Below are 26,385 nucleotides of genomic sequence, written 5' to 3'. Positions count from 1 at the left end.
AGCTGTGGGGAGAAAATGAGGCAGGGACGTTATCAACTGGACCGAGCAATATGCTGGATTCGGAACTCGTCCTACATTTCAAGACAAGCCCAGCTAAATAGTTAAGAGGGAAGAACGCCAGCAATTTAACGGCATTCTTCCCTCTTTTCAAATTAAAGAGCTATTGATTGGCGAGAATTCCAATCGTCGCTGCTCCCAGAGCAAGAGAAGAGATCATCTGCGACCACTGCATAAACTGTCGCATGCCCGAAGGATTGAAGACCTTTTCAGGAACGATGATGGTATCTCCAGGATTTACATGGGATGTCTTAAATTCATTCCCCCAAATACCCTTTGCAGCCTCATAGCTATAGACCGAACCATCCGCCCTAATTACGAAAGCATGCCGGCGATCTGCACTCCTGTTGGGACCACCCGAAAGCTTTAGATAATCCCCAACTGTTTTCCGCGAGTTGTAGATGAAGGAGTTTTGATCATAAACAGCACCAACCACATTCACGCTCGAAGGAGTAGAGGGAACCACGAAGATATCCCCGTTTTCCAGTGGGATATCGGGAATGCTGCTGAGTTCCTTGCTGTCGGAACGAAGCCCAAGAACAACTCGTCCCGAAGCTCTCACTTGGCTCAATCTTTGAAGAACCTGTTGTTGCGACGCCTGCATTGCTGCAAAAGCGGCGCTGTCAGGAGTAGAGGATCCGGTTCCGGCAGTCATTTGATTAATCATTGACCGCTGTAGCTCCGACGTCAGCCTTGAGGTGTACTCCTCTAGTCGTTGCTGCTGGATACGACGGGTCGACTCGCGAGTGAATTCAGAACCAAATAAATAGGCGTTACGTGTAAGCCCGCCAGCTCTCTCCACCAGCTGACGGAGAGTTTCCCCAGGAAGCGCACTGTAAATGCCAGCACTGATAAATTCGCCCTCAAGTCGAACATACTTTGTCTGTTCATCCATCGGCACCCGAACGTCACCTTGGGAGAAGATGGTGACAATATCTCCCGGTTGAAGCTCTAGATTTTGGCTCTCGTCATGATCCAAAACCAACTTCCCGAGATTAAAGGACAGGAGCTTATTCTTCAGATTCTTTTGGTCCAAACGCTCGATCACGGCATAAGACCAGTCAATTTCCGGAGCAGCCAATTTGACATCGACTTTACGCCCAAATGTTCCGGGCGACATTGCTGCACCCAAAGAGGAACCTGGAACACCCTGGGAAGCAGGAGTTGCAGATCCTTGAGGAGTAACGCCCATCAGGCCAGTAGTATCCATTGCCGCATTGGGAGATAAGCCATCTGGGGAGCTATTATCGAGACCTCCGTAATTCGAGTTGGCATCCGTCATCGCCCCCGTTGTATTGCTTGTGCTTCCATAAACATTCGAGGATTCCGGACTATTTGCGTTTACGCCTCCCAGCGTCAAGGTCCCGAATTGCCCAGGAACATTCGTTCCTGTCGGACTAGAATTACTAGCTGAAATCTGTCCTGTAGGCGTGCTGGTAACAAAAACTGGAATCGATCTCTGGCGCGAAGGTTCGAACATCGGAGCAGGAAGCCCCAAGCTGTTTCGCCGCTGCCAATAATTGTTTGTCAGAAGTGCTTCACGCTCGGGGATTACTTCGCTCAATTTCATTCCCGGGTGCCAGGCAAAGCGTCCCGGATTGGCCAGATTCCCCCGAACAGTAACGGCTTGAGAAAAGCGTTGGGTCTGTGGGGAAAATCTCAAAATATCCCCGTTATGTAAAGCCGTAGCCAAACCGGCAGCATCCATCACGACCCGCATGGCTTGCCGATCAGCACCACCTACAACTCGCTCGATCAGGATGTCACCCTGTCCGGCAGTGGTGCTCGCCCCTCCGGCAACTTCCAGAAGCTGGTTAATTGTGGTGGTCTCGTCCTTCAGCTCATAAATTGCTGGATTCTTGACACTGCCACCGAGAGCAACTTGCGGCCCGACAGGAGGAATGTAGATAACGTCCCCGGAGAGCAAGTGAAGATCTTTGGATTTATCACCCCTGCTCATCAGGTCGTAAAAGTCGAATTCACCGACTGTTTCCCCATTCCGTCGCAACTGAATATGCCGCATTGAACCCTGTTTTGAAGGACCACCGGCTGTAAAAATAGCTGTCACCAGAGTGCTAAGAGAGTTGACTGTATAGCTGCCAGGCTGAACGGCTTGTCCAACAACAAAGATCTGGATGGAGCGCAACTGCCCCATATTGACCGTCAGATCGAAGTTGCGAAATACCCGGCCGACTTCCGTCTTCAGATTCTTTTGCAAAGAGGAATAAGGAAGACCTGCCACGTGAATCGAGCCAACACGAGGTATATAGATGTCCCCTGAGCGATCAACCGTCAGATGATCATTAAAGGAGATCTGTCCCCAGGTACGAACAAGAAGCTCATCTCCCGGCCCAATCGCGTAGTCGGGCGTCACCGGAGCCTGTTCAACTGGAGAAAAGGTAGAGGGACCATCCAGGAATAGCTTCCGTCCATAGACCTGCAGGCGTTCACCAAGAGAGATCCGAGCCAGTTTTTGGAAGTCCGTCTCAGGCTCAGACATCATCTCCCGCCAACGCCGGTCCCTTTCATACATCTGCCGTTCCGTCTGGGTCATTGGACGGCGAATACCACCTGAATCTATATAGGGTCCCTGGTCCGTAGTACCCGAAGAACTTGAGGACGTTGTAGAAGTGGAAGGAATTGAGATAGGTGACATCCGAATATTTGTGTTCTGCTGGTCGGAGCCAGAGGACAGACCTGAAGAATCTGTATTTGTGGAAGGGGTACCTATCTGAAACTGCAACCCGAAGGCTGCCTTCGCACCTAATGAACAACTGATACCGAAAGAAATCGCTACTGCAAAAAGAAGGGCTCTTGATTTACCCATAGACTCCTGTGGCATATTTCGGCGAGGATTGGCCTACTACTCTCACTGCTCACACGCAGGTCTTCGCCCTATTGCCAACTCCTTCACAGAATACTGGATTCACAAATTAGGTTATCGTATTGAACTGTTTTGGGGTTCTTTAACGCCTCCCGGTCCAGATGGAGGACCGGGAGTAGAACTTTACTTAACAGCGGACAATCTTGTCAGAAAGAATGCCTTTGGTAGCATTCCGGGAATCAACCACCAGTTGTGCTTCTTCTACGATCTTTTTGTAGTCGTAGCTGGAATGATCAGTCACGATCAACACGCAGTCGTAATCACCCAGGTTCTCCAGCGGTTGAGACTGCATATTTAAGCGGTAATGCCGCCCTTGCCCGACAAGGGGGAAGAAAGGATCGTTGTAGCTAACTTCAGCCCCGTTCTTCTGCAACCGTTCGATGATCGTCAGAGAAGGAGATTCACGCAGATCGTCCACATCTTTCTTATATGCAAGTCCTAAAACCAGGACTTTTGAACCGTTTAGCGGTTTGCGGCGTTCATTAAGAGCCTGCGCTACAGAGGCCACCACATGGTATGGCATTGCCTCGTTCACCTCGCCGGCCAACTCAATGAAACGGGTACTGAAATCGAACTCCTTGGCCTTCCAGCTCAAATAAAAGGGATCAATCGGGATGCAATGTCCACCGAGGCCCGGACCTGGATAAAAGGGTTGAAAACCGAATGGCTTGGTCGAAGCCGCATCGATCACTTCCCAGATATCGATTCCCATTCGCCCGGCCAGAATTTTCAGCTCATTCACCAGGGCGATGTTTACACATCGATAGATGTTCTCCAGCAGCTTCGTCATCTCCGCCGCTGCAGGACTGGAAACACGCACCACCCGCCGGAAAATGGAGTTATAAACTGCAGCAGCTGCTTCAGTTGCTGCAGGCTCGATTCCACCAACCACTTTAGGAATGTCTTTGCGATCAACTTTGGTATTACCGGGATCTTCGCGCTCCGGAGAGAAGGCCACCATCACGCCTTCATCAGCAGACATCCCCGACCGAATCACCTTAGTTCCCGCACGCTCAATAGCGGGAACAATAATCTCTTCCGTGGTTCCGGGGTAGGTAGTGCTCTCCAGGACGACCAATTGACCAGCACGAAGATGCGGGGCAATGGCCTCCACAGTAGAGACGATATAGCTCATATCCGGGGTACGGTGGTCATTGAGTGGAGTCGGGACGCAGATCAGAATCGCATCCATTTCCGAGATCTGGGAAAAATCGGAGGTCGCTACAAAACCGCTCTTCTGCGCTGCCTTTATGTGCTCAGGTTCGATGCGATGGATATACGACTGGCTTTTATTGAGCTTTTCTACCTTTGTAGCGTCGATATCGAAACCAGTAACCCGAAACCGTTCTTCACTGAAGAGGAGCACCAGCGGTAAACCGACATATCCCAACCCAATCACACCGATGCGTGCTTGGCGTTGCTCAACTCGAGATAACCATTGAGAAAGAGAAGACGCCGCCACTTCTACTGCCATTACATTCCTCCAGTGGCAGGGGCCGAAACATATTCCTGCCGATACCATTCGACCGTACTCTTTAGACCATCCTCGAAACCAACCTGAGGATCATAGCCCAAGGCTGTTTTTGCAGCAGTGATATCCGCCAGAGAATCAAGTACATCGCCGGCGCGTGGAGGACCATAATTCGGGGGTTGATGATAATCCAGCATTTTCGCCATCAGGCGATAGGTCTCATTAAGGGTATGCCGTTCACCGCAAGCTATATTGAAGATCTTTCCCGACACCAGCTCTTTGGGCGCCTCGCAGGCCAACAAATTTGCCGTTACAACGTTCGCAATGTAGGTAAAATCCCGCCCTTGCTCGCCATCTCCAAAGATCGTGGGCTGCTCGCCACGGAGCATCTGCAAAGCAAATTTGGCCATCACACCGCTATATGGGGAATCTGGTGCCTGCCTCGGACCAAATACATTGAAATAGCGCAGACAAACCGTTTCCATCCCATATACAGACGCATAGCTTTGCATGTAGAGCTCGCCTGTCAGCTTCTGCACAGCATAGGGAGAAATGGGAGCTGGAGCCATGGACTCAACGCGAGGCATACCGGGCTGGTTCCCATATGCTGAGGAGGAGCCAGCATAAACCACTCTTTTTACTCCAGCTGCGCGGGCTCCCTCAAGGACATTGAATGTCCCATTGATGTTTGCCTCATGACTGGAACGTGGATCTTTGACCGACCGAGGTACAGAAGGCAGAGCCCCCTGGTGAAGGATAAAATCAACACCTTCACAGGCCCTTTGAACCGCCGCAGCATCGCGAAGATCTATCTCGCGAAAATCCATGCGTCCTAAAAACGGTTCAATGTTCTCCCGTTTGCCGGTGATAAAGCTGTCAATCCCGCGAACCTTATCTCCACGACGAAGAAGCTCTTCTGCCAGAGAAGAGCCGATAAAACCTGCCACGCCTGTAATTAGAAAAAATGCCATTCAGACAAGACTTGGGGATGCGCAGCAAGCTTCAGCCGCGCCGATCCAACCCTCCATGCAACCTTTAAGATATCATCCGGACGGAACTGCTTTACCAAAGTTCAGATTTATTCCCTGTAACAACATTGATATAGCGGTCGGCGTCGAACTTTTTCCTCGTAGAGCCGTAGGACATAAAACGAACCGTCCCGAAGATGGGACGATCAAACCAAGGCCGGTCATGTTTCCCTACTATGGCCCACGCAATCCCCGCGTAGCCGTTCGGATCCCTGCCGTCCAGCTCATATTTGTCGTTCAAAATCACTGCATATTCAAACGCCGTAGCTGGATTTGGTGTCCACTCCAGAATCTTTTTGGCCCAGTACATGCGCATATAGTTGTGCATCCAGCCGGTGTTGATCATCTGCATTTGCGCAGCATTCCACAATTCGTCATGCGTCTGGGCTAGTTCCAGCTGTTCGAGAGTGTATAGATGTTCCCGTCTATCCTCTGAATGGAGGACGAGCGACTTTTTTGCCCAAGGTTCGGCACATTCCCAGGAATCATAGTTGGGAGTGAATTTCACGAAATTTATCGCCAACTCCCGCCATCCAACCAGCTCATTTATAAAAGCGTCTTTTGCATCTTGCGGGACTCTTCCCTTTTTCACCGCCTGCTCGATTTCCAACAAGATCGTTGCTGGGCCAATGTGTCCAAAGTGAAGATAAGGCGAAAGCCTGCTGGTGCCTTCCATCTCTGGATGATTCCTCCGCACCCCGTAGTCGCTGAGTCCTTCCGAGACAAACTTCTTTAGCAGTCTTCGAGCTTCCCTTGTCCCCCCCTTAAAGCTGTCCACCGGTTTCACCGAACGATCAAGCTTGCTGAAGCCTTGTGTGATATCCCCGCTACAGTCAAAACCTGCAATTTTTCGCTTCCATTCATTCTTGGGGGCTGGATCCTTCTCCACTTCCAGGTATTTCGGCAACTCCGCATAGAGTTTTGGGCGAAAGTGATGCAGCAGGTAGAAGTGTTTCGTGAAGAGGGATGAAGGAACCACGACATCCGAATCAACTGTCCAATAAGGTATTTGCAGTTTCCTTGAGAGAGCTTTGCGCCACCGTTCAGGTTCGCGACAATGATTCTCATCTCCAATCAAAATTGCCGCATTGACCTCCTCAAGAAACCCTTCGAGAGAGCTATCCGAAGAACGCCTGACCACAAAACCAATTCCCCGCGCCGCCAAATCTTCTTCGATATCCGCAAGGCCTTGCCCCATGAAGTAGTAATGACGAAGATTAGCTCCTGGATAGGCAGCCATGATCGACAAGAATGTGACCAGAGGCAGATTCAGTTCATCAGCGACTCGAACGGCTAAATCAAGAGCAGCATTTCCTCTACCGCGTTGAGAACGTTGCATCCAGTAAACAACACATTTCCCGTTCTTTTTCGGATAACCGGAACACCGTATCTGCACACGAGGATGGCTTGTCAGTTCAGGAAGAAATTCTGTCTCTTGTTTGGAAGGAGGCATCTTGTAACCACATTTTGAAAATAGCAGGGAAGGCATCCAGAGCCACAAGCCAGCAGAAGAAGGTTTTGTTCCCGTGGAATTCTTTCTGGAGTCTTATTGGTTTCCTCAAAGCGAAAGGGCGGCTCTCCGCCGCCCTGGTTAACGAACTAGTCTAGAAATCAGGATCTACCACTGACCCCAAGCCCGGCTCATGTAGTCTGACAGCGTCATCGAAATCAGCACTACAAACATAAAGATCCCAGAGGCAATTGTCAGCTTCATCAGTTTGGAACTGTAACGGATGTGCATGAAATAGAGAACCACCAGAACTGCCTTTGCACATGCAATCGCTATTGCGATTACCGGGTTCAACGGACCCATTTCCTTAAACGCCGCAAGCACCGTCAGCAGAGTACCAACGAGCAAGGCTCCGAAGATAACAACGTAGACCTTTGGACTGACAATGTGATGTTCTGCGTGCTCTTCTTGCATAATTCAGATCCTTTCGAAGTCTCTCGTTCCCCTATGCATGTCGACTAATCAAATAAAGCAATGGGAAGAGGAAGATCCACACGATATCGACAAAGTGCCAATAGAGGCCGAAGTTCTCAATTGTCGTCATGTGGCCTGAAGTGTAAGCCCCCTGCATCGCACGAATCAGCAAACCTGCAAGGATGCCGATGCCGATAATCATGTGCAAGGCGTGCATACCTGTCATGGCAAAGTAGAGAGAGAAGTAAACTTCCGCCTTTGCAGCCATATCCGGAGCCAGAGGAGCCTCACCCGGTTCGGTTGGGTGCACAAAATCCTGAATACTAAAGCTGGAACCAGGAACATGGTGATGCTCAAATTTTTCGGTGTACTCGACGGTCTTGATGCCAAGGAAAACCAAGCCCAAAACAATCGTTGCAGCTAACGATGTCACCAAACCTCGACGTCTTCTGGTTTCAGCGCACCACACACCCATTGCCATCGTGAAGCTGGAACAGATAAGCACAACCGTATTTGTTGCGCCGAGTGTAATGCTCAATGTTTTGCTGGCATCGGCAAATGCTGGGAAATACCAGTTCCGATAGACGAGGTAAGCCATAAACATCCCGCCGAAGAACATGATTTCCGTCAGCAGGAATAGCCACATACCAAAACTGGAGGCTTCCTTTTGCTGCTCCGGAGTTTCGAAGTGATGGCGCAGAAAAGGCGGATGCTCGTGCTCAGAGCTCGTTGACATCTTGTCGTCGGTTACGATCACTTGACTATCCAACGGTCGTTACCTCGTGTTTGGTCTTGTTTTCCAGCCACTCATAGTCATAGGCCTCGTAATCTACAACCGGTGTCTCAAGGAAGTTCTCGGTTAATGGTGGAGATTGAATTTGCCACTCGAGGCCTGTAGCCTGCCATGGATTGCTACCCGCGATCTTGCCATATTTCAACGACCAGGTCATGTAGATCATGGGCAACAAATATCCCACGCCCAGCACAGTTGCGCCTGCAGTCGACAGGACGTTAAGTACCTGCCATTCCGCAGGATAAGCATGGTAGCGGCGCGGCATCCCCATGTATCCCAAAAGGAATTGGGGGAAGAAGGTCAGAATGAATCCAATAAAGGTCACCACAGCCGCAAGCTTGGAAACCGACTCGGGATACATCCGACCCGTCATCTTTGGCCACCAGAAATGGATTCCTGCAAGATAAGCCATCAACATGCCGCCCACCATTACGAAGTGGAAATGGGCCACGATGAAGTAGGTCTCTGTCAGATGGATATCCATTCCTAACGATCCGAGGAATACACCCGTCAAACCACCGATGGTAAACAGCCCAATAAATCCAAAGGCATACAGCATCGGGGTCTCAAAAGTGATCGATCCTTTGTAGAGCGTTGCTGACCAGTTAAAAACTTTGATGGCAGAAGGCACAGCTACCAGCATGGTCAGTAGTGAAAAGACCAGAGCTGAGTAGTTGGAAACACCCATAATGAACATGTGGTGCTCCCAGACAAAGAATCCGAAGATCGCAATTGCGACCGAGGAGAAGGCTACGGCCGTGTATCCAAAGACCCTCTTCCGGCTGAAGGTACTAATCACCTCTGAGATCACGCCCATTCCAGGCAGGATCATGATGTAAACAGCGGGATGTGAGTAGAACCAGAATAGATGCTGGAAGAGCAGCGGATCTCCGCCCTTGTTAGGATCGAAGACGCCGATTCCAATCGTTCTTTCCAAAGCAACCAACACGATTGCAATAGCAAGTACCGGAGTTCCCAGAACCATCAGAATGGAGGCTGCGTAGTTAGACCATACAAACAAAGGCAAGCGGAACCAGGTCATGCCCGGTGCACGCATCCGGTGAATGGTCACAATAAAGTTCAAGCCGGTGAAGATGGAGCTGAAACCCGCAACAAAGATTCCAAGCGCAGCTGTAACTACATGGGTATTCACATAATGGGTGGAGAGCGGAGTGGTGAAGGTCCACCCGGTATCGACACCGCCCGTTACCAGAGCCACGATTGTGAAGATACCGCCAGCCATGTAGAGATACCAGCTGAGCAAGTTAATCTTGGGAAACGCCAGATCCTTTGCTCCAACCATAATGGGCAGAACGAAATTGCCAATAGTTGCTGGCACTGACGGGACCAGGAACAAGAAGATCATCACGATGCCATGCATCGTAAAGAGCTTGTTATACGTATCTGACGCAACCAGATCCGGCATTGGAGTCAGCAACTCCAGGCGAATCAATCCAGCAAAGGCTCCACCCAAGAAGAAGAAGAAGGTAATCGAGATCAGATAAAGAATCGCGATTCGCTTATGGTCCCCCGTGAGCAGCCAGCTTTTGAGGCCATATTCATTGTTCATGAAATGGAGCTTGGGCAGCGTTGCGCCTTCCTGCTCCGGCAACCTGACGATTGTGCTTGCGCTCATTGTTTCACCACCTCCGGCCCTTGGGTAGCCGTCTTGCCCGATTGTGCAGGTTGATCTTGGGTTGTATTCAGTGTTTGCTGAATACGGTAATTCGAATTGAGATTCTTGATGTACTCAACCAGATCAATCAAACCCTCTTCGCTGATCTGGCCTTGATATGTCGGCATCAGTGGAGCGTAACCGGCTGTTACATGAGATGAGGGATTTAGGATTGCTTCCCGAAGGAAAGCTTCATCTACATTCACCGTCGAGCCATTTGCCAGCTGCAGCTTTGAACCATAAACATTCGCAAGACTCGGCCCACGAGAATCCGGAGCCCCGGAGTGGCATGCCGCACAATTCAAGCTGGCAAAAAGCCGTTCCCCATTCTGGGCGAGAGAGTTACCGCTCGTGGAACCTGCAGTCCAGGCCTGGTAATCCTCTGGCAGCATAGCGATTACCTCACCGATCATTCCCGAGTGCGAGGTGCCGCAATATTGGGTACAGAAGATATGGTAAGTACCTGGTTTCGTCGCTTCGAACCATACCGTTGTATAGCGCCCCGGAATCACCTCTCGCTTCACGCGAAATGCAGGGATGGAGAAGCTATGAAACACATCCTGCGAGATCATCGTAAGCTGAATCGGTTTGTTGATCGGGATGTGTAGCGCGTTAATTTCGTGCTGGCCGCCTGGATGCTCAGCCTTCCACATCCACTGCTTACCGACAACATAGATATTCATTGCATTCGTCGGAGGATTGAAAACCCGGAAGTACAGCAGAGCGCCCCACACAAATACAACCATGAACAGACCGAGAGGAATAATGGTCCACGTTGCTTCAAGAAGAGTAGATCCCTCAATCTGTACTGCTTCCGGATGACGCTCTTTCCTATAGAGGAAGGAGAACCCGAAGATGAGCAGCGCCACGATCACGACACCGACCAGGCTGATCAGAATCAGGAAGAAGTAGAGCGCGTCCATATAGGGCGCAATGGCTGACGCCTGCGGCGGAAACAGAGCGAAGGTCGTGAGCCACTTCTCGAGAAACTGCCAAAGTACTGGACTTATATGAGACATTCCGTTATCCGTTCACCTTTGTTCCGGTTCTGTTCTGGCGGTCCCGCTGGGCGTCTCGCCGGAACATGACTAACATGAAGCTTCCAAGGCTCAGCACCGTGACAACCCCACCCAGTTGCACAGTTCTTGCCACGACCAAGCTATGGCGGTTCAACTTTGGATCGTAGTGGTAGCAGTACGTCAGAATGTTGTCGACCGGCGTACCGATCTTGTGAGCAGAAGCTTCCACCAGACCTAGCCGAATATCCTTCGGCGAATACTCCACGCCCAGGTAATACTGAGCGATACGCCCTTCCGGCGTAACAATCTGAATTGCGCTGGCATGCGCAAATTGATTCAGCTTTCCGTCTGGCCCGGGGACCCGAACATAGCCAAAACCGGTAGCTTCCGCTAAAGCATTGATCGCAGGTTGCTGACCCGTCAGAAAATGCCAACCTGCCGCTGTTTCCGGATGCTTATAGCGCTTCAGATAAGATGCTTTTTTGGCAGCTGCTAACGCTGGCTCCTCACTGGGATCGATACTGACAACAACAACATCGAAATCTTTTCCCGGAGTAAACTTCACCATTTGCAGCGCACCAACAAGCCCATTCAACTCCTCGGAGCACAACATCGGGCATTGGTAATAGACCAGAGCTAGGATTACTGGTCTTTTCCCGAAGTAGTCGGCAAGTCGAACGTTCTTCCCTGCCTCATCCCTGAATTCCTTGTCGAGCGGTAACTGCTGGTTCAAGCGTTGTGTGATAACGACCTTATTGAGAATGCTGGGAGGATGGTCGTTGGGTTCACCCATCGCCTTGTCACCATAGGACGAAACCTGGGCGCGTCCCTCGGGCGCGACACAGGCCACGGCCAATACACCGCACAGTAGCGCAAGCGATCCGCGCCAAGCTGTCTTCCGCCATTTGCCTGAGTCTTGAATCATCTTTAACCTCTGCTGGAGCCTAGACTCCTAAATCCCTTTTCTTTTTCAGGTTCAAATTGATATCGCATGTTCTGCTTAGTGGGGCTTTTCCATGCTGGCCGACTGCTTAATCGTCTCCCTTGCTTCCTGTTCGTAGCTTGTTCGTGCAAACCCATCTGTCAGTGGAGCTTGCACAACCGGCTTAGAATCGGCAGTCATCAGCGGAGTCGAAGTTGCGGCACTTCCCTGCACCACCGGAAGCCCCCGCTGAGCAATCAGTTGCATAGCCTGCTCGATTGGAATCCTCACCTTACCCTGATTCCGATCTATCCAGGAATAGTGCTCCAGAAGAAGATCTTCCTTAGCATGCAGATCCGCTGTTTCCTGATTGCCGTCATCCGACTGCAGACGAGGAGTAACAAAGCGCTGTGTAAGCTGCGCGAGCTGCTCCTGCTGAAGCTGTGGACTGGGAGTCATGTTTCGCAGCTTGCCTGTGGGAGTACTTGCCAAGCTATTCCACTTGTTCGGTGGCCCATCACGCCGTTGCAGAGCGGTATTAATTACCTTTCCCATGCCAAAGCAGAAGACGAAGAAGACAGTGACAAAAAGCGTCAAGCCAACCAGAAAGACGATGACTCCTGAGACATTGACATCTGTCGATTCATACCCCTGTCTGTCGTGGGTGTTTTTCTGATCGTCGTGTCCGTTATGCGTGGGCATGTTCAGGCTCCAGGATCTCCGCCACATGCGGGTCGTTCGTTGCAACCAGAGGACGCTGCTTCAACTGAGTAAAGAAGTAAGCCATCCAGAAAGAAATTAATGCTACAGGTACTGTTGCGTATTCCAGAATGCCGAAGGAGAAATGCAGGTTTCGCTTGGCATCCGCAAAGTTTGGCTCGATCAGCCAGAAGAGATCCCAGGCCCGAGCAAAGATCATCCAACAAGCGACTTTTGCCAACCGGCTCTTATTCCGCTTGATATCGCGCGAAAGCAGCAAGGAGAAGGGCACAAGCCAGTGGAAGATAAAGTCAAGTGTGATGATGACACCCCAGCCTCCGCGGATACGATCGAGGTACCAGGGAATCTCTTCCGGCAAGTTGCCTGACCAGATAATCAGGAACTGGCAGAAAGCCAAGTAGATATTGAGCATGACAAAAGCAAAGGTTAATTTGCCGAGATCATGCTGTTCTGTAGTACGAAGAACCGTGCGAATGGGATCTGCCTTCGACAATCCAATTACCGTGGCAATCGTCAAGGCCAGCACACCATATCCCTGGCCGACGAGGAAGAGCAATCCATATACAGATGAATACCAGGTAGGATCAAGCGACATAACCCAGTAGATTGCACCTGCTGTCAGAGTGATGGAGTAGATCAGAACTCCAAAGCCGCTAAGATTTTCAAATTTCTTCTGCCAGTAGAAAGGTTCCTGTTCGGTATCTGCATCGCGTTTGAGGGAAAGGCTGTTCAAACGCAGCATGTAGTAGAACCAGATAGCGAAGCAAATCAGGGAAACGATCCACATCGTTTGCACATTGAGCATCGGATGCTTGAAAGCAATCGCGTGCGCCTGCGCTTCATTGATGAAGCCTGCCTTTAGGGCTTCTTCAGCGTCGGGATAGGTAGCCCACAGATAGAGCTTGCGGGCAAAGATTCCGATGGGGAGAAAGTAGATAAGGACGAGCGGCAGAGTACGGCTCATCGCTTCCAGCGGACGACGAATGAGTAGTCCCCACTTGCCTCCAGATAGATACTGCACCATCAGGAGAGCCAGTCCACCTACGGCGAAGCCGAAACACATCATGTATCCCAGCAACCAGGCGCGTAGCGTGTGATCGATCGAGTGATCGAGCCACGCCAATATCCCCGAGAGGATCGTAAAGAGAACACCAATCCCTAATGCGCGGGTGCGCCAACCGTTCACGAAGGCCGGGGCGTTGAGATCCGCGGGCAATGTCTTGGCGTTATGTCCGTGTGCCATGGGTTCTTCCTGCATCCTTATTTCGTGCTCTGTGGCTGACCCGCAGCGCCGGTGCGCGGGGTCATAATCGGTTTCGAGGGAGAGGCCGGAGCCATTCCAGGATTCCCCTGATTCTTGTCGATCGGTAGAGCTTGAATTCCAGTCGTCGGCAACTTCCACGGAGAAGCAAACTCTGCCGGATAACCCTCTTGAACCGCAATGTCCTTCAAGTTTTCAATCTGAGTTCCGGCTGGAACATCTTTCTCTGTCGCATTCTGACTTAGCTGCAGCGCACGAATATATGCTGCAACAGCCCAACGATCTTCCGGCGTTAACTGTGACGCATATTCCGGCATCGCACCATAACCGTTGGTCATGACATAGAAATAGTGGCTCAGCGGTTGCGACAAACGAACCTGGTCGTGGAAGTTCGCCGCAGGTTTGTAGCCGCGATCCACAATCATGCCCAAACCATTGCCTGCACGAGAGTGGCATGGAGTGCAGTAGATGTTGTAGCGCTCCTGACCACGCTTCAAAACTTCCATCGTAACCGGGAAAGGCATCTCGTTGCGCTCTTCCCTATAACCGTTTGGCCCAGGAACAACACCGGTATAGTAGTAGGCATCTTCGCGTAGCTGACCACGTGCCACCGTGTGTTCTACCTGCGGACGGGCTGAGCGGTGATCTGCAAAGAACGAGGTTCCGCGCTGCGGGATGAACTTCGGTTGGTCATGCATGTCCTGACGGCAACCTGTAAGCAGTGCAAACACTGCTACAACGGAAGCTGCCATCCAACGCGACCGCACATGCCTTGAGCGAATTGCTTTCATCGCGTTAATACTCCACCTCCACTACGGAGACAGGTTTAAAGCTCTCCAGAAACTCCCGTGACTCAGCCGGAGAGAATTGCGGATCGTCAGCTTCGAGACATAGGAAGAATTTGTCCGATGTTGCTCCATTGCGGAAGTTCGGCGCGTTGAAGAGCGGGTGATAAGGGCATGGCAGGCCGTTCATTGCCAGCATTCCAAATGCTGCAGAAAGCCCTGCAAACAAGATCGTCCACTCATATGCCGGCACAACGAATGCAGGCCAGGAATAAAGTGGACGCCCCGCGATGTTGACCGGATAGGCAATCACCGAAATCCAGGTCTCCAACAGGAACATTGCTGCGAGCCCCATTAAGCCGCCAACCAGTGTCACCAAGGGAACGCGATTCCGATGAAATCCGATAGCTTCAGCTGCTTCTTCCACGGGATAGGGGGTATAGCAGTCCAGACGACGCCAGCCCGCATCGTAGGCCGCTTTCGCTGCGGCTACGAGTTCACTGGGCGTATCGAATTCGGCTAACAATCCGTAAGTACCTTCACGTACAGGCATCAGTCACCAGCCTCCGCCAGCGATTCTGGCTTTGCTTTCACCTTGGCCTGAGGCAGCATCAGCCGGATCTCAGACATGGGGATCATGGGCAGGAAGCGAACGAAGAGTAAGAACAAGAACAGGAACAAGCCGATCGTGCCGACATAAGTGGCATAATCCCACTTCGTCGCGCGATAGGTGCCCCACGATGAGGGCAAGAAGTCGCGATACAGGCTCGTCACAACAATGACGAAACGCTCGAACCACATACCGGTGTTAACCACCAGAGAGATAAGGAACATAAAACTCGGACTCGAGCGAAGCTTACGCGACCACAGCGTTGTTAACGGAATCGCGATATTGCATGCAATCAGCATCCAGTAGGACCAGCCCATTGGACCAAACATGCGATTCCACATCATGAAGGACTCCCAACGAGAAGCGGAGTACCAGGCCATGAAGACTTCCATCGAATAGCCGTAGGCTACGATCAGTCCGGTCGCCAGCATGACTTTGCCCATATTGTCGATGTGGCGAATCGTAATCAGATCTTCCAATCCATAGAACTTTCGAATTGGAATCGCCAGGGAGATAACCATCGCAAAGCCGGAGTAAATTGCACCGGCGACAAAGTACGGAGGAAAGATCGTCGTATGCCAGCCGGGAAGAACCGCCACTGCGAAGTCGAAGCTGATGACCGTGTGAACTGAAAGCACCAGAGGCGTCGCTAATCCAGCCAGGAGAAGAGAAGCTGTCTCATAGCGCATCCAGTGCTTGACTGAGCCACGCCAGCCGAGAGAAAGCAAGCCGTAAATATACTGGCCAACTTTACTCTTCGAACGATCACGCATTGTGCCCAAGTCAGGGACGAGACCGATGTACCAGAAGACCACCGAGATCGTTGCGTAAGTCGAAACCGCGAAGACGTCCCACAGAAGTGGAGAGCGGAACTGCGGCCAGACATTCATCGTGTTCGGATAGGGAAAGAGCCAATACCCCAACCAGGGACGACCTACGTGGATCAGCGGAAACATACCGGCGCAGACAACCGCAAAGATTGTCATGGCCTCGGCAAAGCGGTTGATGGAGTTTCGCCAGGACTGCTTGAAGAGCAGCAAGATTGCCGAAATCAGAGTACCGGCGTGACCGATACCGATCCACCAGACGAAATTGATAATGGCAAAGCCCCAAGCGACCGGCTGGGTGATAGCCCAAATGCCGACGCCCTTCAGAAATAGCCAAACCACCGCCACCAGAAGAACCGTGGCTACCCCGCCGGCAATCGCAAATAGGGCAAACCAGCCCAACGGCGTATGTGGCGTCAGCACGATACGCGATATCAGCTCAGTGACCGACTTAAAGGTGTGTCCTGGTGCGATGACCCGTACTTCGCCCGTTACGGGATCGATCATCGGATCCTTCGGCCGGATATCTTTCGTTGCCATGATCGGTCAGACCTCTCAGCTATGCGCGGGCGCATGTTCTATCGGCGCCTCGGCGAGTTCAGGGTTCGGATTCACAACACCGGCGACGTAGCTGGTGCGTGGACGGATGTTCAAATCAGCCAGCACGTGATAGGTACGCTCTTGCTCCTTCAGCTTTGCTACACGGCTGTTCTTGTCGTTGATATTCCCGAAGGTGATTGCGTTGGTCGGGCATGCCTGCTGGCATGCTGTCACAATCTCGCCGTCACGAATGTTCCGGTTTTCCTTATCGGCTTCGATCTTGGCTGCATTGATGCGCTGCACACAGTAGCTGCACTTTTCCATTACTCCGCGGCTGCGAACACTCACATCGGGATTGCGCATCAGCTTCAAGCTCTCAGTCTCGAAATCGGAGAAGAGTAGGAAATTGAAACGGCGTACTTTGTAGGGGCAGTTATTCGAGCAATAGCGGGTACCGACGCAACGGTTGTAGACCATTGTGTTCAGGCCCTCCGGCGTATGCACTGTCGCACCGACCGGGCAAACCTGTTCGCATGGAGCATTCTCGCAGTGCTGACAAGTCATCGGCTGGAAATGCGCCCGTGGAGCATTCAGGTCGCCTTCGAAGTAAGTATCGATGCGTAGCCACTGCATGTTTCGGCCAATCCGCACTTGCTGCTTACCGACTACTGGAATGTTGTTCTCTGCATAGCAGCTCACGACACAAGCGTTACACCCAATGCAGGAGTTCAGATCGATAGACATTCCCCAAGCATTAGCGTCGTAACGCCAGTTGGGGAAAAGACTCTCATCTTTGGAAGGCTCTTCCCTCATTTCGCCTTCATGGGCGAACTTTGGATTTTTCTTGAACTCCTCAAGCGTGGCGTAACGGATAATGCCGCGATCCATCGCTTCGTTGCCTTCCAGCGAATGGGTTCCGCTGCCATCTCCACCGTTGGCAGTCGAGCGCTTGTCGCCATAGTGGCTCTTGGTAACAGCCAATCCCCAAACATCGCCGGTCTTGCGAACCTTTGCTCCCGTGGCATACAGAGGGGCATCGGAGGTCCGAAGCAGAAACGCATTGAATCCAGCCCCGCTGCCAACACGGCCAGCCTTCAGACGACCGTAACCAAGAGGCAGTGTGATGGTGTTATCGGGGTGCCCCGGAACCGCCAGGACCGGAGCGAGAACCTTATTGCCCTTCAGTTCGATCTCAAGAACATCGGCTTCAATTGCGCCGATCTTGCCCAGAGTATTCAGACTCACCAAGGCTGCATTGTCCCAGGACAGGTTAGTGACTTGCTTGGGAAGCTCTTGCAGCCAGCCGATGTTGGAATAGCGACCATCGTAGATTGTCGAATCCGCACGGAAGACAATCTCCAGCGAATCTGCGGATGGAACGGATGGAACCTGTATCGCTGTAACTTTTGGAGTTACAGTCTTGGGCTCAAACGCGGTGCTTTCAATCCAGCCGGCGTGGAGCGCCTTGCGCCAGTTCAGCTCGAAATCACCCTTCGAAAGCTGAGGCTGCCAATTTGCTCGGACCAGATCGTAAGCAGTGCGTCCCGCCTGCTCATCAACCATTGCCTGGATAACATCGTGCGCCGTGCGACCTCCATAAAGGGGATCGATCATGGGCTGGATAATCGACACTGTGCCGTCGTAAGCACGAGCATCGGACCAGGACTCCAAATAGTGCGCCGCATTGATATGCCAAACCGCCTGCTGTCCTGTTTCATCGGAATGCAATCCGAGATGAACCAGAGTGTTGACCTTTTCAAGCGCAGCTTCAAACCGGAGATCTCTCGGTGCCGAGTACATCGGATTGGTGTTTAGAACCACCAGCCACTCGACCTTTCCGGCATTCATGTCGTTAACCAGAGTCTTAAGATCCTCTGCCTGAATCGAAGGCATCGGATTCACTGTCTCTGTGAAGACAACCGTCTTTCCGATATTCCCAAGCGCCTGGTTGATCGCCAGAGCCGCTAGATGAACCTCAGCTGACTGCTGCTCACCGGGAACCACCAAAGACTTGCCTGCATGCGCCTTCAGGTCCTTCGCAACCGCTGCGAGAAACTTCCTCTGCTCCTCAGTCCAGCCATAGTTCGCATTCACGCCGGAAACACCTACGGCCCCAGCCAACGCAACGGCAAAGACCGGAATCTCTGCGGCCCGAAGAGCGAGACGATGCTCCGCCTTGAGTCCGGTGGTCGTCGAGAGACTTTCAACCGCGTATAGGCGATTCATCTCTACACCGTTTTCAAGCTTGCGGCGGCGAACAAACTCGCGAGCCAGCTGATGAAAACCTGGAAAACCAGCGCCGGAGAGGAAGTCTGCGTCCAGCGTGACAATTACATCCGCTGCTTCCAGCTTGTACTGTGCATCCAGGAACTCACCGAAAGCCTGTTTCGATGCCGCATAGGCAGAATCGCGATTGACCGGTTCGTATTGGAGGAATTTGGCATTCGGATAATTTGCCTGTGCCTTCTTCCACTGCGCTGCCAGCGTTGGCGATGTCACCGTCGAGGAGAGGAAATAGATTCCCTGACCACCGGAGGATTTCTTCGCAGCAAGCTTTGCGCGAAATGCCGAAAGGAAGGCAGCCCATTCGCGGCTTTCTCCGCGATAGGTCACATGCTGCGAGCGATCGGGATCGTATAGCTCCAGGAGGGAACCCTGAGTGAACGTATCGGAACTACCACGATTTACCGGATGTTCCGGATTGCCGTCGATCTTGATCGGCCGGAAAGCATCCGTCTTGACCAGTAGAGGCACGGCCCCTGTAGGAAAGGGATGCGCAGTGGCGAAATAGACCGGCTTACCAAGGACGAGATCTTCAGGCTGTTTGATGTAGGGATAGATCGGTTCATCCGGCTGCTTGGTACAACCAGCCAAACCTGCCATCGCTACCGAAGCTCCCATCAATTTCAAGAAGCCACGGCGAGATACAGGATCTACCCACTCGGAAGCTTGCCCTGGAAATTCCTGCTCCATCAGCCGATTAAATTCGGGCGTCTCCGCAAGCTCGTCCAGACTGCGCCAGTATTTCTTGCCTTTTTTGTCTTTGAGTGCCGCGCGTACTTGCTCCAGCGTCAGCCCCTTCCGTTCGGCCGAGGCTTCCAGCTTCACGAGTCCATTGTTGTTCCCGTTTGCCATCTCTTCGTCGCGTCTTTCGTTTGTCCCGTTTGGTCCAGTGCCCATAGCGCCGCTCAGATCGTGCCGTTCCATGCTCATCGGTGACAGACCTCGCAGCTGCTCAGCTCTTGTGGCGTGCGAATGCGATATTGCTGGGTCAGATACTGACCGAGGGCAGCCTGGCTAGTGAATTTCTGGTAGATGATGTTTGCCGGCAGCTTAGCCGCAGGCGCATCGGAAGCCGTCTGCGCATGAACCGTGGGCAACGAGAGCGACAAGGAGGCAAGTCCGCCACCTTTTGCTGTAGGCTCAGCAGTCGTGCAATTGACGGATTGTGCAGTAGGAAGTCCAGACTGGGGACCAGCCGACGCACACCATACCGGCTTGTCATTGGAAGGACCAGTCCAAGCCATGTTGTAGATCTCGCTCGTCGGGCGCAAATTCTGGCCCGGATTACGGTGGCAGTTCAAGCACCACTCCATCTGAAGCGTGTTCTGCTGATACATCAGCGGCATTTGATCCACACGACCATGGCAGGTCGAGCATCCTAAGCCTTTATTCACATGGATTTCGTGATTGAAGTAGACATAGTCGGGGAGGTCGTGGACGCGAACCCAGGGAATCGACTCTCCTGTCGCCCAGCTATTGCGAACTGGTTCCAGCAAAGTGGCATTTGTCCAGATCTGCGAGTGACAGTTCATACAGGTCCTGGTAGGTGGGATGCCCGCATAACTCGATTTCTCCACCGAGGTATGACAGTACTGACACTGAATCCCCAAGCCGGTTACGTGGTGCTTGTGACTAAAGGGAATCGGCTGATCTGCCCGTTGTCCTTGTCGCGTCACCCACGGTGACCTTTGCAGCTGATCAAGAGTTACGCCCAGGGCAATCACAAGCAGCCCCGTCAAGACCAGGCTCATTCGGGCCAGCGCGTTTGAACTGCGGTCAAAAATCTGCGCCATGAATGCGTCCTTACTTCCTCATTGGTGCAATTGCGGTAAGACCTGCAATGGTTGAATGAATTTTCAGCTGTGAGAGCAGTCACACATGTTATGTGCAGCGGTCACACAGTTAGTGTTTAAAGCAAATCTATAGACACAAATACCTATGGGATAGAGATACCCCAAAAAAAATGAATATAGCAGTGCGAGACTCTTTGCAAGTCACCAAGGCCATCTTGGAGAAAAATTTTGCATTTTTTCTCTTGCTTTTTGTGCTTTTATTGTCACAACGACTTGTGATGACAACTACGGAATCCCTATATTCACTGGGGTTTTACAATCTACCCGGGAAGTACATCTCATCTGGTGAAATTTTTTGTTAGCTCGTCCCACATCATGAAGATTCCTTGTTACGAATCTGCGTCGCAAAAATTTATCCGCTTCCTAAACTGAGGTGCTCTTTCTCGTTTTGGAGATGGCCCGCAGAATCACTGTTTCTTGTCCGGCCCCGTATACACTCTCTAGACATGAGCGACGGTCGACGCACAGTGCGCTACAACGCGCTACAGGCATGCGAAGAGCTCTCCGCAGCCGATCCGGTATTGGGCAAACTGATCAAACAGGTTGGGCACTTCCAGCTGAAGGTGCAGAGCTCTCACTCCCCTTTTGAGGCTTTACTGGAAGCAATCATCTACCAGCAATTACACGGGAAAGCTGCGGCAACAATTCTCAAGCGCTTGCTGGCAATTTTTGGAGATTTTCACCCAAGTCCGGAGTTGCTACTTACCACTAGCGACGAAGTCTTGCGAGCAGCCGGAGTATCACGCGGTAAAACGCTTGCCTTACGAGACCTTGCCGCAAAGACGATTGATGGTACCGTGCCAAGTCTGGCCCACATCCGTCGTTTATCCGACACAGAAATCGTCGACCGTTTGACGGAGGTTCGAGGAATCGGACCCTGGACAGTCGAAATGTTGTTGATTTTTCGATTAGGCAGGCCCGATGTCCTTCCCGTAAGCGACTTCGGAGTCCGAAAGGGTTTTGCGCTGACCTTTGGAAAAATTCCAAAGAAGAAACCTTTTACATCCGATATGCTCCCTACTCCAGCCCAGATTCTGAAGCGCGGCGAGCGATGGCGTCCCTGGCGTTCGGTTGCAAGTTGGTATCTTTGGCGTGCTTGTGATCTGGCAAACTCTCCTTCTCCTCCTCCGGCTTAATTTCAGGCAAAAAATGCTCTAATATGAGCTGGCTGTGTCTTTTGCCCGTAAGCAAGAGATACCAGACTGCACAAAGGTGGGGTTACCACCAAAGCGGGAAGGATTTCTCTTCTGAAGCTATAAGGGTTCACTTCCTGGGGTGGAAGCTAGTTGTAAAAGGTCCGGTGCAGCTAGGATAGGTTCCATGTCTGTTTTTGAGCGCTATATCTGTATTCACGGCCACTTCTATCAGCCGCCCAGAGAGAATCCCTGGCTCGAAGCCGTCGAAACCCAGGATAGTGCAGCTCCCTACCACGATTGGAACGACAGGATTTGCACGGAGTGTTACGCCACGAATGGCGCCTCCCGTATCGTTAACCCGAAGAATCAGATCATTCGCATAGTCAATAACTACGCGCGAATGAGCTTCAATTTCGGTCCGACACTGCTTTCCTGGCTCGAAGAGAACAATCCAAAAACCTACGAGATGATTCTGGATGGAGAATCTCGCAGCAGAAAGAATTATGGCGGACATAGTTCCGCGATGGCCCAGGTTTACAACCACGCAATCATGCCTCTGGCCAATACCCGCGACAAGATCACACAGATTCGCTGGGGCATAGCCGATTACGAATATCGCTTTGGTCATCGTCCAGAAGGAATGTGGCTGGCGGAAACTGCAGCAAACAACGAAACACTTGAGCTTCTGGCCAAACATGGCATTCGCTTTACCGTTCTCGCACCACATCAATGCGCGCGTATACGCTCGATTAATCCTGCGTCCGCTGCTTGGACAGATACGCCGAGTGCGAATGTCGACACTAGCCGTCCCTATCTTGTTCGTTTCGCCAGTGGTCTGAGCATTGCTGTGTTTTTCTATGACGGTCCCCGTTCCCGTGCCATTGCTTTTGAAGGTCTGTTGAACAGCGGTGAAGAGTTTGCCCGCCGTCTCGCACAGGGATTCCGGAATGACGTCCCCGGGGCGCAGCTCGTACACGTTGCAACCGATGGAGAAAGTTACGGACACCACCATCGCTACGGAGAGATGGCTCTTTCCTATGCCTTTCGATATATCGAACGACAAAAGCTGGCAAAGCTAACAAACTACGGGGAATATCTTGCCAAGTTCCCGCCTACTTTCGAAGCGCAGATTTATGAAAACACTTCATGGAGTTGTGCTCACGGAGTAGAGCGCTGGCGTTCCGATTGCGGCTGCGGCGGTAGACCTGGGTGGAATCTGAAATGGCGTGCACCTTTACGCCAGGCGCTAGACGAGTTGCGAGATGCAGTAACTCCTTTGTTTGCAGAACATGCGAAACGCCTTTTCCTTGATGTGTGGGAGGCGCGCAACTCCTATATCAGCGTCATTCTTAATCGCAGCACCGAAACAATTGCCGATTTCTTCGAAAAACATGCCAGCCATAAACTTAGCGCGGAAGAAAGAACCAAAGCACTGAGGTTAATGGAACTTGGACGGCAGCTGCAGTTGATGTACACCAGCTGCGGCTGGTTCTTCGAGGATATCTCCGGAATTGAAACCGTACAGATCATTGCTTACGCCGCCCGGGCACTCCAGCTGGCTTCTGTCCTCTTCGGAGGACGTGCTTCAGGCCTGGAAGAGGCTTTTGTCCGGTGCTTAGCCGAGGCAAAGAGCAATGTGCCGGAAAAGGGGAATGGGGCTCGCATCTTCGCAGATCAGATCAAAGGTATGCAGATTGGTCTGGAACAGGTTGCTGCGCACTATGCGATCAGTTCGGTTTTTGGAAATTATCCGGAAGAGACGAAGCTTTTCATTTACAACATTCGCCGTCTGAACTATCAGATCTTCAGCTCCGGCCGTGGCCGCCTTGCCGTGGGCAAAGCTCATGTATCTTCAACAGTTACAGAATGGAATGAAACAGTCTCATTTGCTGCTCTCCATTTCGGCGATCAGAACATCAATGCGGCGGTGAAGTTACATTCTCCTTCCGATAACGATGCTTTCTCTGCTTTAACAGCGGAACTGGAAAAAGCAGTGAACAGTGCGGACTTCCCGGATGTAGTACGTCTTCTCGATCGCTATTACGGAAGCCTTAAGTACACGCTGACTTCTCTCTTCTCCGACGACCAGCGTCGTATTGTCCAACTGATCCTGAATTCAACCTTGTGGGAAGTGGAAAACAGCCTGTGCACAATCTACGAGGATCATGCCAGTCTTTTGCACTATCTCAGCCATGCGGGATTGCCGCGTCCACCGGCTTTGAGTCTGGCCGCCGGCTTTGCGATTAATGCCGGATTGCGCCGTGCTCTGGAAGGCGACGTGATTGACCAAGCGCAATTGCGTTCCTTCCTGAAATTAGCTCAGGACGACCAGGTAACGCTGGATACCCGTTTGCTCGGCTATCTTGCCGATCTGCGGATGAAGCGTGCCATGGACGATCTGCAGGTAAATCCCACGGGAGAAGAAGCACTGGACCATGCGCTGGAGACTGCTCACGCGCTGAAGGAGCTCCCCTTTACGCTAAACCTGTGGCAGGCTCAAAACATTTGGTACGACATTCTCCGCGGCTCGAAGGAACTACTGGCGGAAATGGAGGACGACGCTTCGATTCGCTGGAAGCATAAGTTCGAGGAATTGGGAGTCTGTCTTTCGGTTTCCGTGGAAGAGTTAATTATCGAAATCGATTCAGCCTCTCAGACGCTACAGCCTGCAACGCGAAAGTGAGGCTGTAGCAAAGGAAAGATCGTTCGGTATGACGGAAGTTATACCTGATACTTTCCTGGCCATTGCCAAATGTAGAGAATATCGAGAAAGGGCACAGCAGATGCTGTGCCCTTTCTCCGTTCTGTCCTAGATTAATCCCAGCTCCAGCCCCTTCAACACTGCTCGGGTTCGATCTCTAACCCCTAGCTTGGACAGAATTGTGGAAGCGTGGGTTTTGATCGTCGCTTCGGAATTCCCAAGCAACTCGGCAATCTCGCGATTACTCAGACCACTGGCCATAAGCCGCAAAACTTCCTTTTCTCTGGCGGTGAGCGATTCCGGCATCTCCGCACTCTCAAATTGTGGGCCTAACGATTGCAGCCGCTTTAAACCTTGATCGGTGATGGCGGGACGCAATACAGTCTCTCCGGCGAGTACCGCTTCAATGCTCTGGGTGAGCTGGTTGAGCGAGATATCCTTATGGAGATAGCCTCGAGCACCTGCACGAAGTCCGCGTAGCAGTGCTTCGTCTTCGTCAAAGGTCGTGATCAAAATAACGGGAACTGAAAGCTTTTCCTGTTGCAGATGTTCGAGCACTTCTACTCCGGAAAGATGTGGAAGTCGGATGTCCATCAAGACCACATCAGGACATTTCTCTCGGATGACTCTTAACGCTTCCTCTCCATCAGCGGCTTCAGCGACAACCTGAAAGTTTGTCTTCAGGCCGAGAAGTTCGACTAGTCCCTGGCGGGTAAGAGTCTCGTCCTCGACAACCACGATGCTGATCATTGTTATCCCCTGTTAGCTGGAATATAGCCGCCTAAACGAAATCCCCGGGAAGGTGATGTTTCGATTTTCAAACTGCCTTCGAGCTCTGACAGGCGTTCTTTCATGCCGCGTAAACCACAACCGGCAATTACCTGTGCAGCACCTCGCCCGTCGTCGGAGAACTCAAAAGAAATCCGATCCGCCTGTCGCCATATTTTGAGCCAGATATTCTTTGCTTCGGCATGTCGTACCGTGTTCGTCATGGCCTCTTGTACACAGCGAAAGAGCGTGCGCGCCTCTGCCGGGCCAAGTGCCAGATCGGGTGCAATCTCCAGATGACACCGCGGCTGCTTTATCACTTTCGTTAGGCCTTCAACAGCAGATTTGAGATCTAGAGATTGATTCTGCCCCATGCAATGTACTACATCGCGAGTCTCTGCCAAAAGAGACTTAGTAACGAGTTGTGCCCTGCGGATAGGAACAACAGAAGGTCCGCTGCTCAGTTCGCTGGCGAGTTCCAGATTTACGGCGAGTCCTGCAAGGTGATGCCCGACAGTATCGTGCAATTCGCGAGAGATGCGAAGGCGCTCCCCTACACGCGTTGCTTCTGTTAACAGATATTGAGAGGCCTCCAACTGTGCTTTTGCCCAAATGGTAGCCCTATGGCCTTCCTCCAGCTGGAGGATTAAATATCCGGCACTAAAGGCAACCAGGGTCCACGCAAACGCCATAGCCTCAGTCAAAACAGCGGCTAGTCCCCGTCCTGTATGCATTACCGTTTCGCTTACCGCAAGATCACCTGTAAAAGTGGCGATTATCATGATTCCGGTGATCCCAACATCGAGACCGGCAAGCCAGTAAAATGCTGCTCGCCCCTGGATGATGAAAGGAATCTCAACGGCCATCAGATAAACCAGCTCTCCAGGCAGACCAATAAGCTGAACCGAAAATTGTAAGACAAATAGCGTAATAGCCAGCCAGCGTCGACGTCCGATGCCCGCGCGTGTGTTGTACCAGAAGGCAATCGAAAATCCCAATAACGCAACGAACTGGAAAGCTGCAACAGGATTGACTGGGTTTCGGCCTAACGACATCTGAACGTCAACGATCCCGCTCAGTCCGATCATCATGCTGGCACCAATACCGGCACATTGTAATAACCGCCTC

General features: G+C 51.8%; 20 protein-coding genes. 2 read left to right on the top strand and 18 right to left on the bottom strand.

Annotation, left to right across the window (positions count from 1 at the left end):
• Positions 1 to 160: 160 nt before the first annotated feature.
• From AC6I7T_RS16780 to AC6I7T_RS16705, 16 genes are all read right to left on the bottom strand, one after another.
• Positions 161 to 2,884, bottom strand: a complete 2,724-nt coding sequence (locus AC6I7T_RS16780) for a polysaccharide biosynthesis/export family protein (protein ID WP_497788483.1) — start codon at positions 2,882 to 2,884, stop codon at positions 161 to 163.
• A gap of 184 nt (positions 2,885 to 3,068) precedes the next feature.
• Positions 3,069 to 4,415, bottom strand: coding sequence for a nucleotide sugar dehydrogenase (locus AC6I7T_RS16775; RefSeq protein WP_497788481.1), 1,347 nt, complete (start codon positions 4,413 to 4,415; stop codon positions 3,069 to 3,071).
• Positions 4,415 to 5,383, bottom strand: a complete 969-nt coding sequence (locus AC6I7T_RS16770; protein ID WP_497788480.1) for an SDR family oxidoreductase — start codon at positions 5,381 to 5,383, stop codon at positions 4,415 to 4,417. The genes AC6I7T_RS16775 and AC6I7T_RS16770 overlap by 1 nt, the downstream gene beginning before the upstream one ends.
• Before the next feature lie 91 nt (positions 5,384 to 5,474).
• A complete protein-coding gene (locus AC6I7T_RS16765; RefSeq protein ID WP_497788479.1) occupies positions 5,475 to 6,779 on the bottom strand; it encodes a deoxyribodipyrimidine photo-lyase in 1,305 nt (434 codons plus the stop codon).
• Between the two features lie 279 nt (positions 6,780 to 7,058).
• Entirely contained in the window at positions 7,059 to 7,364 is a 306-nt protein-coding gene (locus AC6I7T_RS16760; protein WP_497788478.1) for a cytochrome C oxidase subunit IV family protein, read from the bottom strand.
• 31 nt (positions 7,365 to 7,395) lie between these two features.
• Positions 7,396 to 8,133: a cytochrome c oxidase subunit 3 family protein gene (locus tag AC6I7T_RS16755; protein WP_497788477.1), complete on the bottom strand. Its 738-nt coding sequence runs from the start codon at positions 8,131 to 8,133 to the stop codon at positions 7,396 to 7,398.
• Positions 8,126 to 9,793, bottom strand: coding sequence for a cytochrome c oxidase subunit I (ctaD, locus tag AC6I7T_RS16750; protein WP_497788476.1), 1,668 nt, complete (start codon positions 9,791 to 9,793; stop codon positions 8,126 to 8,128). Before ctaD ends, AC6I7T_RS16755 begins: the two co-directional genes overlap by 8 nt.
• Positions 9,790 to 10,851, bottom strand: a complete 1,062-nt coding sequence (gene coxB, locus AC6I7T_RS16745; protein WP_497788474.1) for a cytochrome c oxidase subunit II — start codon at positions 10,849 to 10,851, stop codon at positions 9,790 to 9,792. The genes ctaD and coxB overlap by 4 nt, the downstream gene beginning before the upstream one ends.
• Positions 10,852 to 10,855: 4 nt before the next feature.
• On the bottom strand, positions 10,856 to 11,776 hold the full coding sequence (locus AC6I7T_RS16740) for an SCO family protein (RefSeq protein ID WP_497788473.1): 921 nt from the start codon (positions 11,774 to 11,776) through the stop codon (positions 10,856 to 10,858).
• A gap of 75 nt (positions 11,777 to 11,851) precedes the next feature.
• Positions 11,852 to 12,475, bottom strand: a complete 624-nt coding sequence (locus AC6I7T_RS16735) for a hypothetical protein (RefSeq protein WP_497788471.1) — start codon at positions 12,473 to 12,475, stop codon at positions 11,852 to 11,854.
• Positions 12,462 to 13,736: a hypothetical protein gene (locus AC6I7T_RS16730; RefSeq protein ID WP_497788470.1), complete on the bottom strand. Its 1,275-nt coding sequence runs from the start codon at positions 13,734 to 13,736 to the stop codon at positions 12,462 to 12,464. Before AC6I7T_RS16730 ends, AC6I7T_RS16735 begins: the two co-directional genes overlap by 14 nt.
• Positions 13,737 to 13,753: 17 nt before the next feature.
• Positions 13,754 to 14,545, bottom strand: coding sequence for a c-type cytochrome (locus AC6I7T_RS16725; RefSeq protein ID WP_497788468.1), 792 nt, complete (start codon positions 14,543 to 14,545; stop codon positions 13,754 to 13,756).
• A 4-nt stretch (positions 14,546 to 14,549) separates the two neighbouring features.
• Positions 14,550 to 15,092: a DUF3341 domain-containing protein gene (locus AC6I7T_RS16720; RefSeq protein ID WP_497788467.1), complete on the bottom strand. Its 543-nt coding sequence runs from the start codon at positions 15,090 to 15,092 to the stop codon at positions 14,550 to 14,552.
• A complete protein-coding gene (gene nrfD / locus AC6I7T_RS16715) occupies positions 15,092 to 16,516 on the bottom strand; it encodes an NrfD/PsrC family molybdoenzyme membrane anchor subunit (protein ID WP_497788466.1) in 1,425 nt (474 codons plus the stop codon). The genes AC6I7T_RS16720 and nrfD overlap by 1 nt, the downstream gene beginning before the upstream one ends.
• Positions 16,517 to 16,531: 15 nt before the next feature.
• Complete coding sequence (locus tag AC6I7T_RS16710; RefSeq protein ID WP_497788465.1) at positions 16,532 to 19,729, bottom strand: TAT-variant-translocated molybdopterin oxidoreductase; 3,198 nt, start codon at positions 19,727 to 19,729, stop codon at positions 16,532 to 16,534.
• Positions 19,726 to 20,592, bottom strand: coding sequence for a cytochrome c3 family protein (locus AC6I7T_RS16705; RefSeq protein WP_497788464.1), 867 nt, complete (start codon positions 20,590 to 20,592; stop codon positions 19,726 to 19,728). The genes AC6I7T_RS16710 and AC6I7T_RS16705 overlap by 4 nt, the downstream gene beginning before the upstream one ends.
• A gap of 506 nt (positions 20,593 to 21,098) precedes the next feature.
• Here AC6I7T_RS16705 and AC6I7T_RS16700 point away from each other — a divergent pair.
• The gene (locus tag AC6I7T_RS16700; protein ID WP_497788463.1) at positions 21,099 to 21,788 is read left to right on the top strand and encodes a DNA-3-methyladenine glycosylase family protein; all 690 of its coding nucleotides are present in this window, start codon (positions 21,099 to 21,101) and stop codon (positions 21,786 to 21,788) included.
• A 184-nt stretch (positions 21,789 to 21,972) separates the two neighbouring features.
• On the top strand, positions 21,973 to 24,471 hold the full coding sequence (locus AC6I7T_RS16695) for a DUF3536 domain-containing protein (protein ID WP_497788462.1): 2,499 nt from the start codon (positions 21,973 to 21,975) through the stop codon (positions 24,469 to 24,471).
• Between the two features lie 126 nt (positions 24,472 to 24,597).
• Here AC6I7T_RS16695 and AC6I7T_RS16690 read toward each other — a convergent pair whose 3' ends face one another.
• Positions 24,598 to 25,239 carry a response regulator gene (locus AC6I7T_RS16690; RefSeq protein ID WP_497788461.1) on the bottom strand — a complete coding sequence of 214 codons (642 nt, stop codon included), beginning with the start codon at positions 25,237 to 25,239 and terminating at the stop codon, positions 24,598 to 24,600.
• A 2-nt stretch (positions 25,240 to 25,241) separates the two neighbouring features.
• On the bottom strand, positions 25,242 to 26,348 hold the full coding sequence (locus AC6I7T_RS16685; protein WP_497788460.1) for a sensor histidine kinase: 1,107 nt from the start codon (positions 26,346 to 26,348) through the stop codon (positions 25,242 to 25,244).
• Positions 26,349 to 26,385: the final 37 nt, after the last annotated feature.

The organism is Humiphilus diazotrophicus, assembly GCF_059726315.1.
Note: the sequence above shows the minus strand (reverse complement) of the source record. Positions and strands in the feature narration are given on the sequence as shown.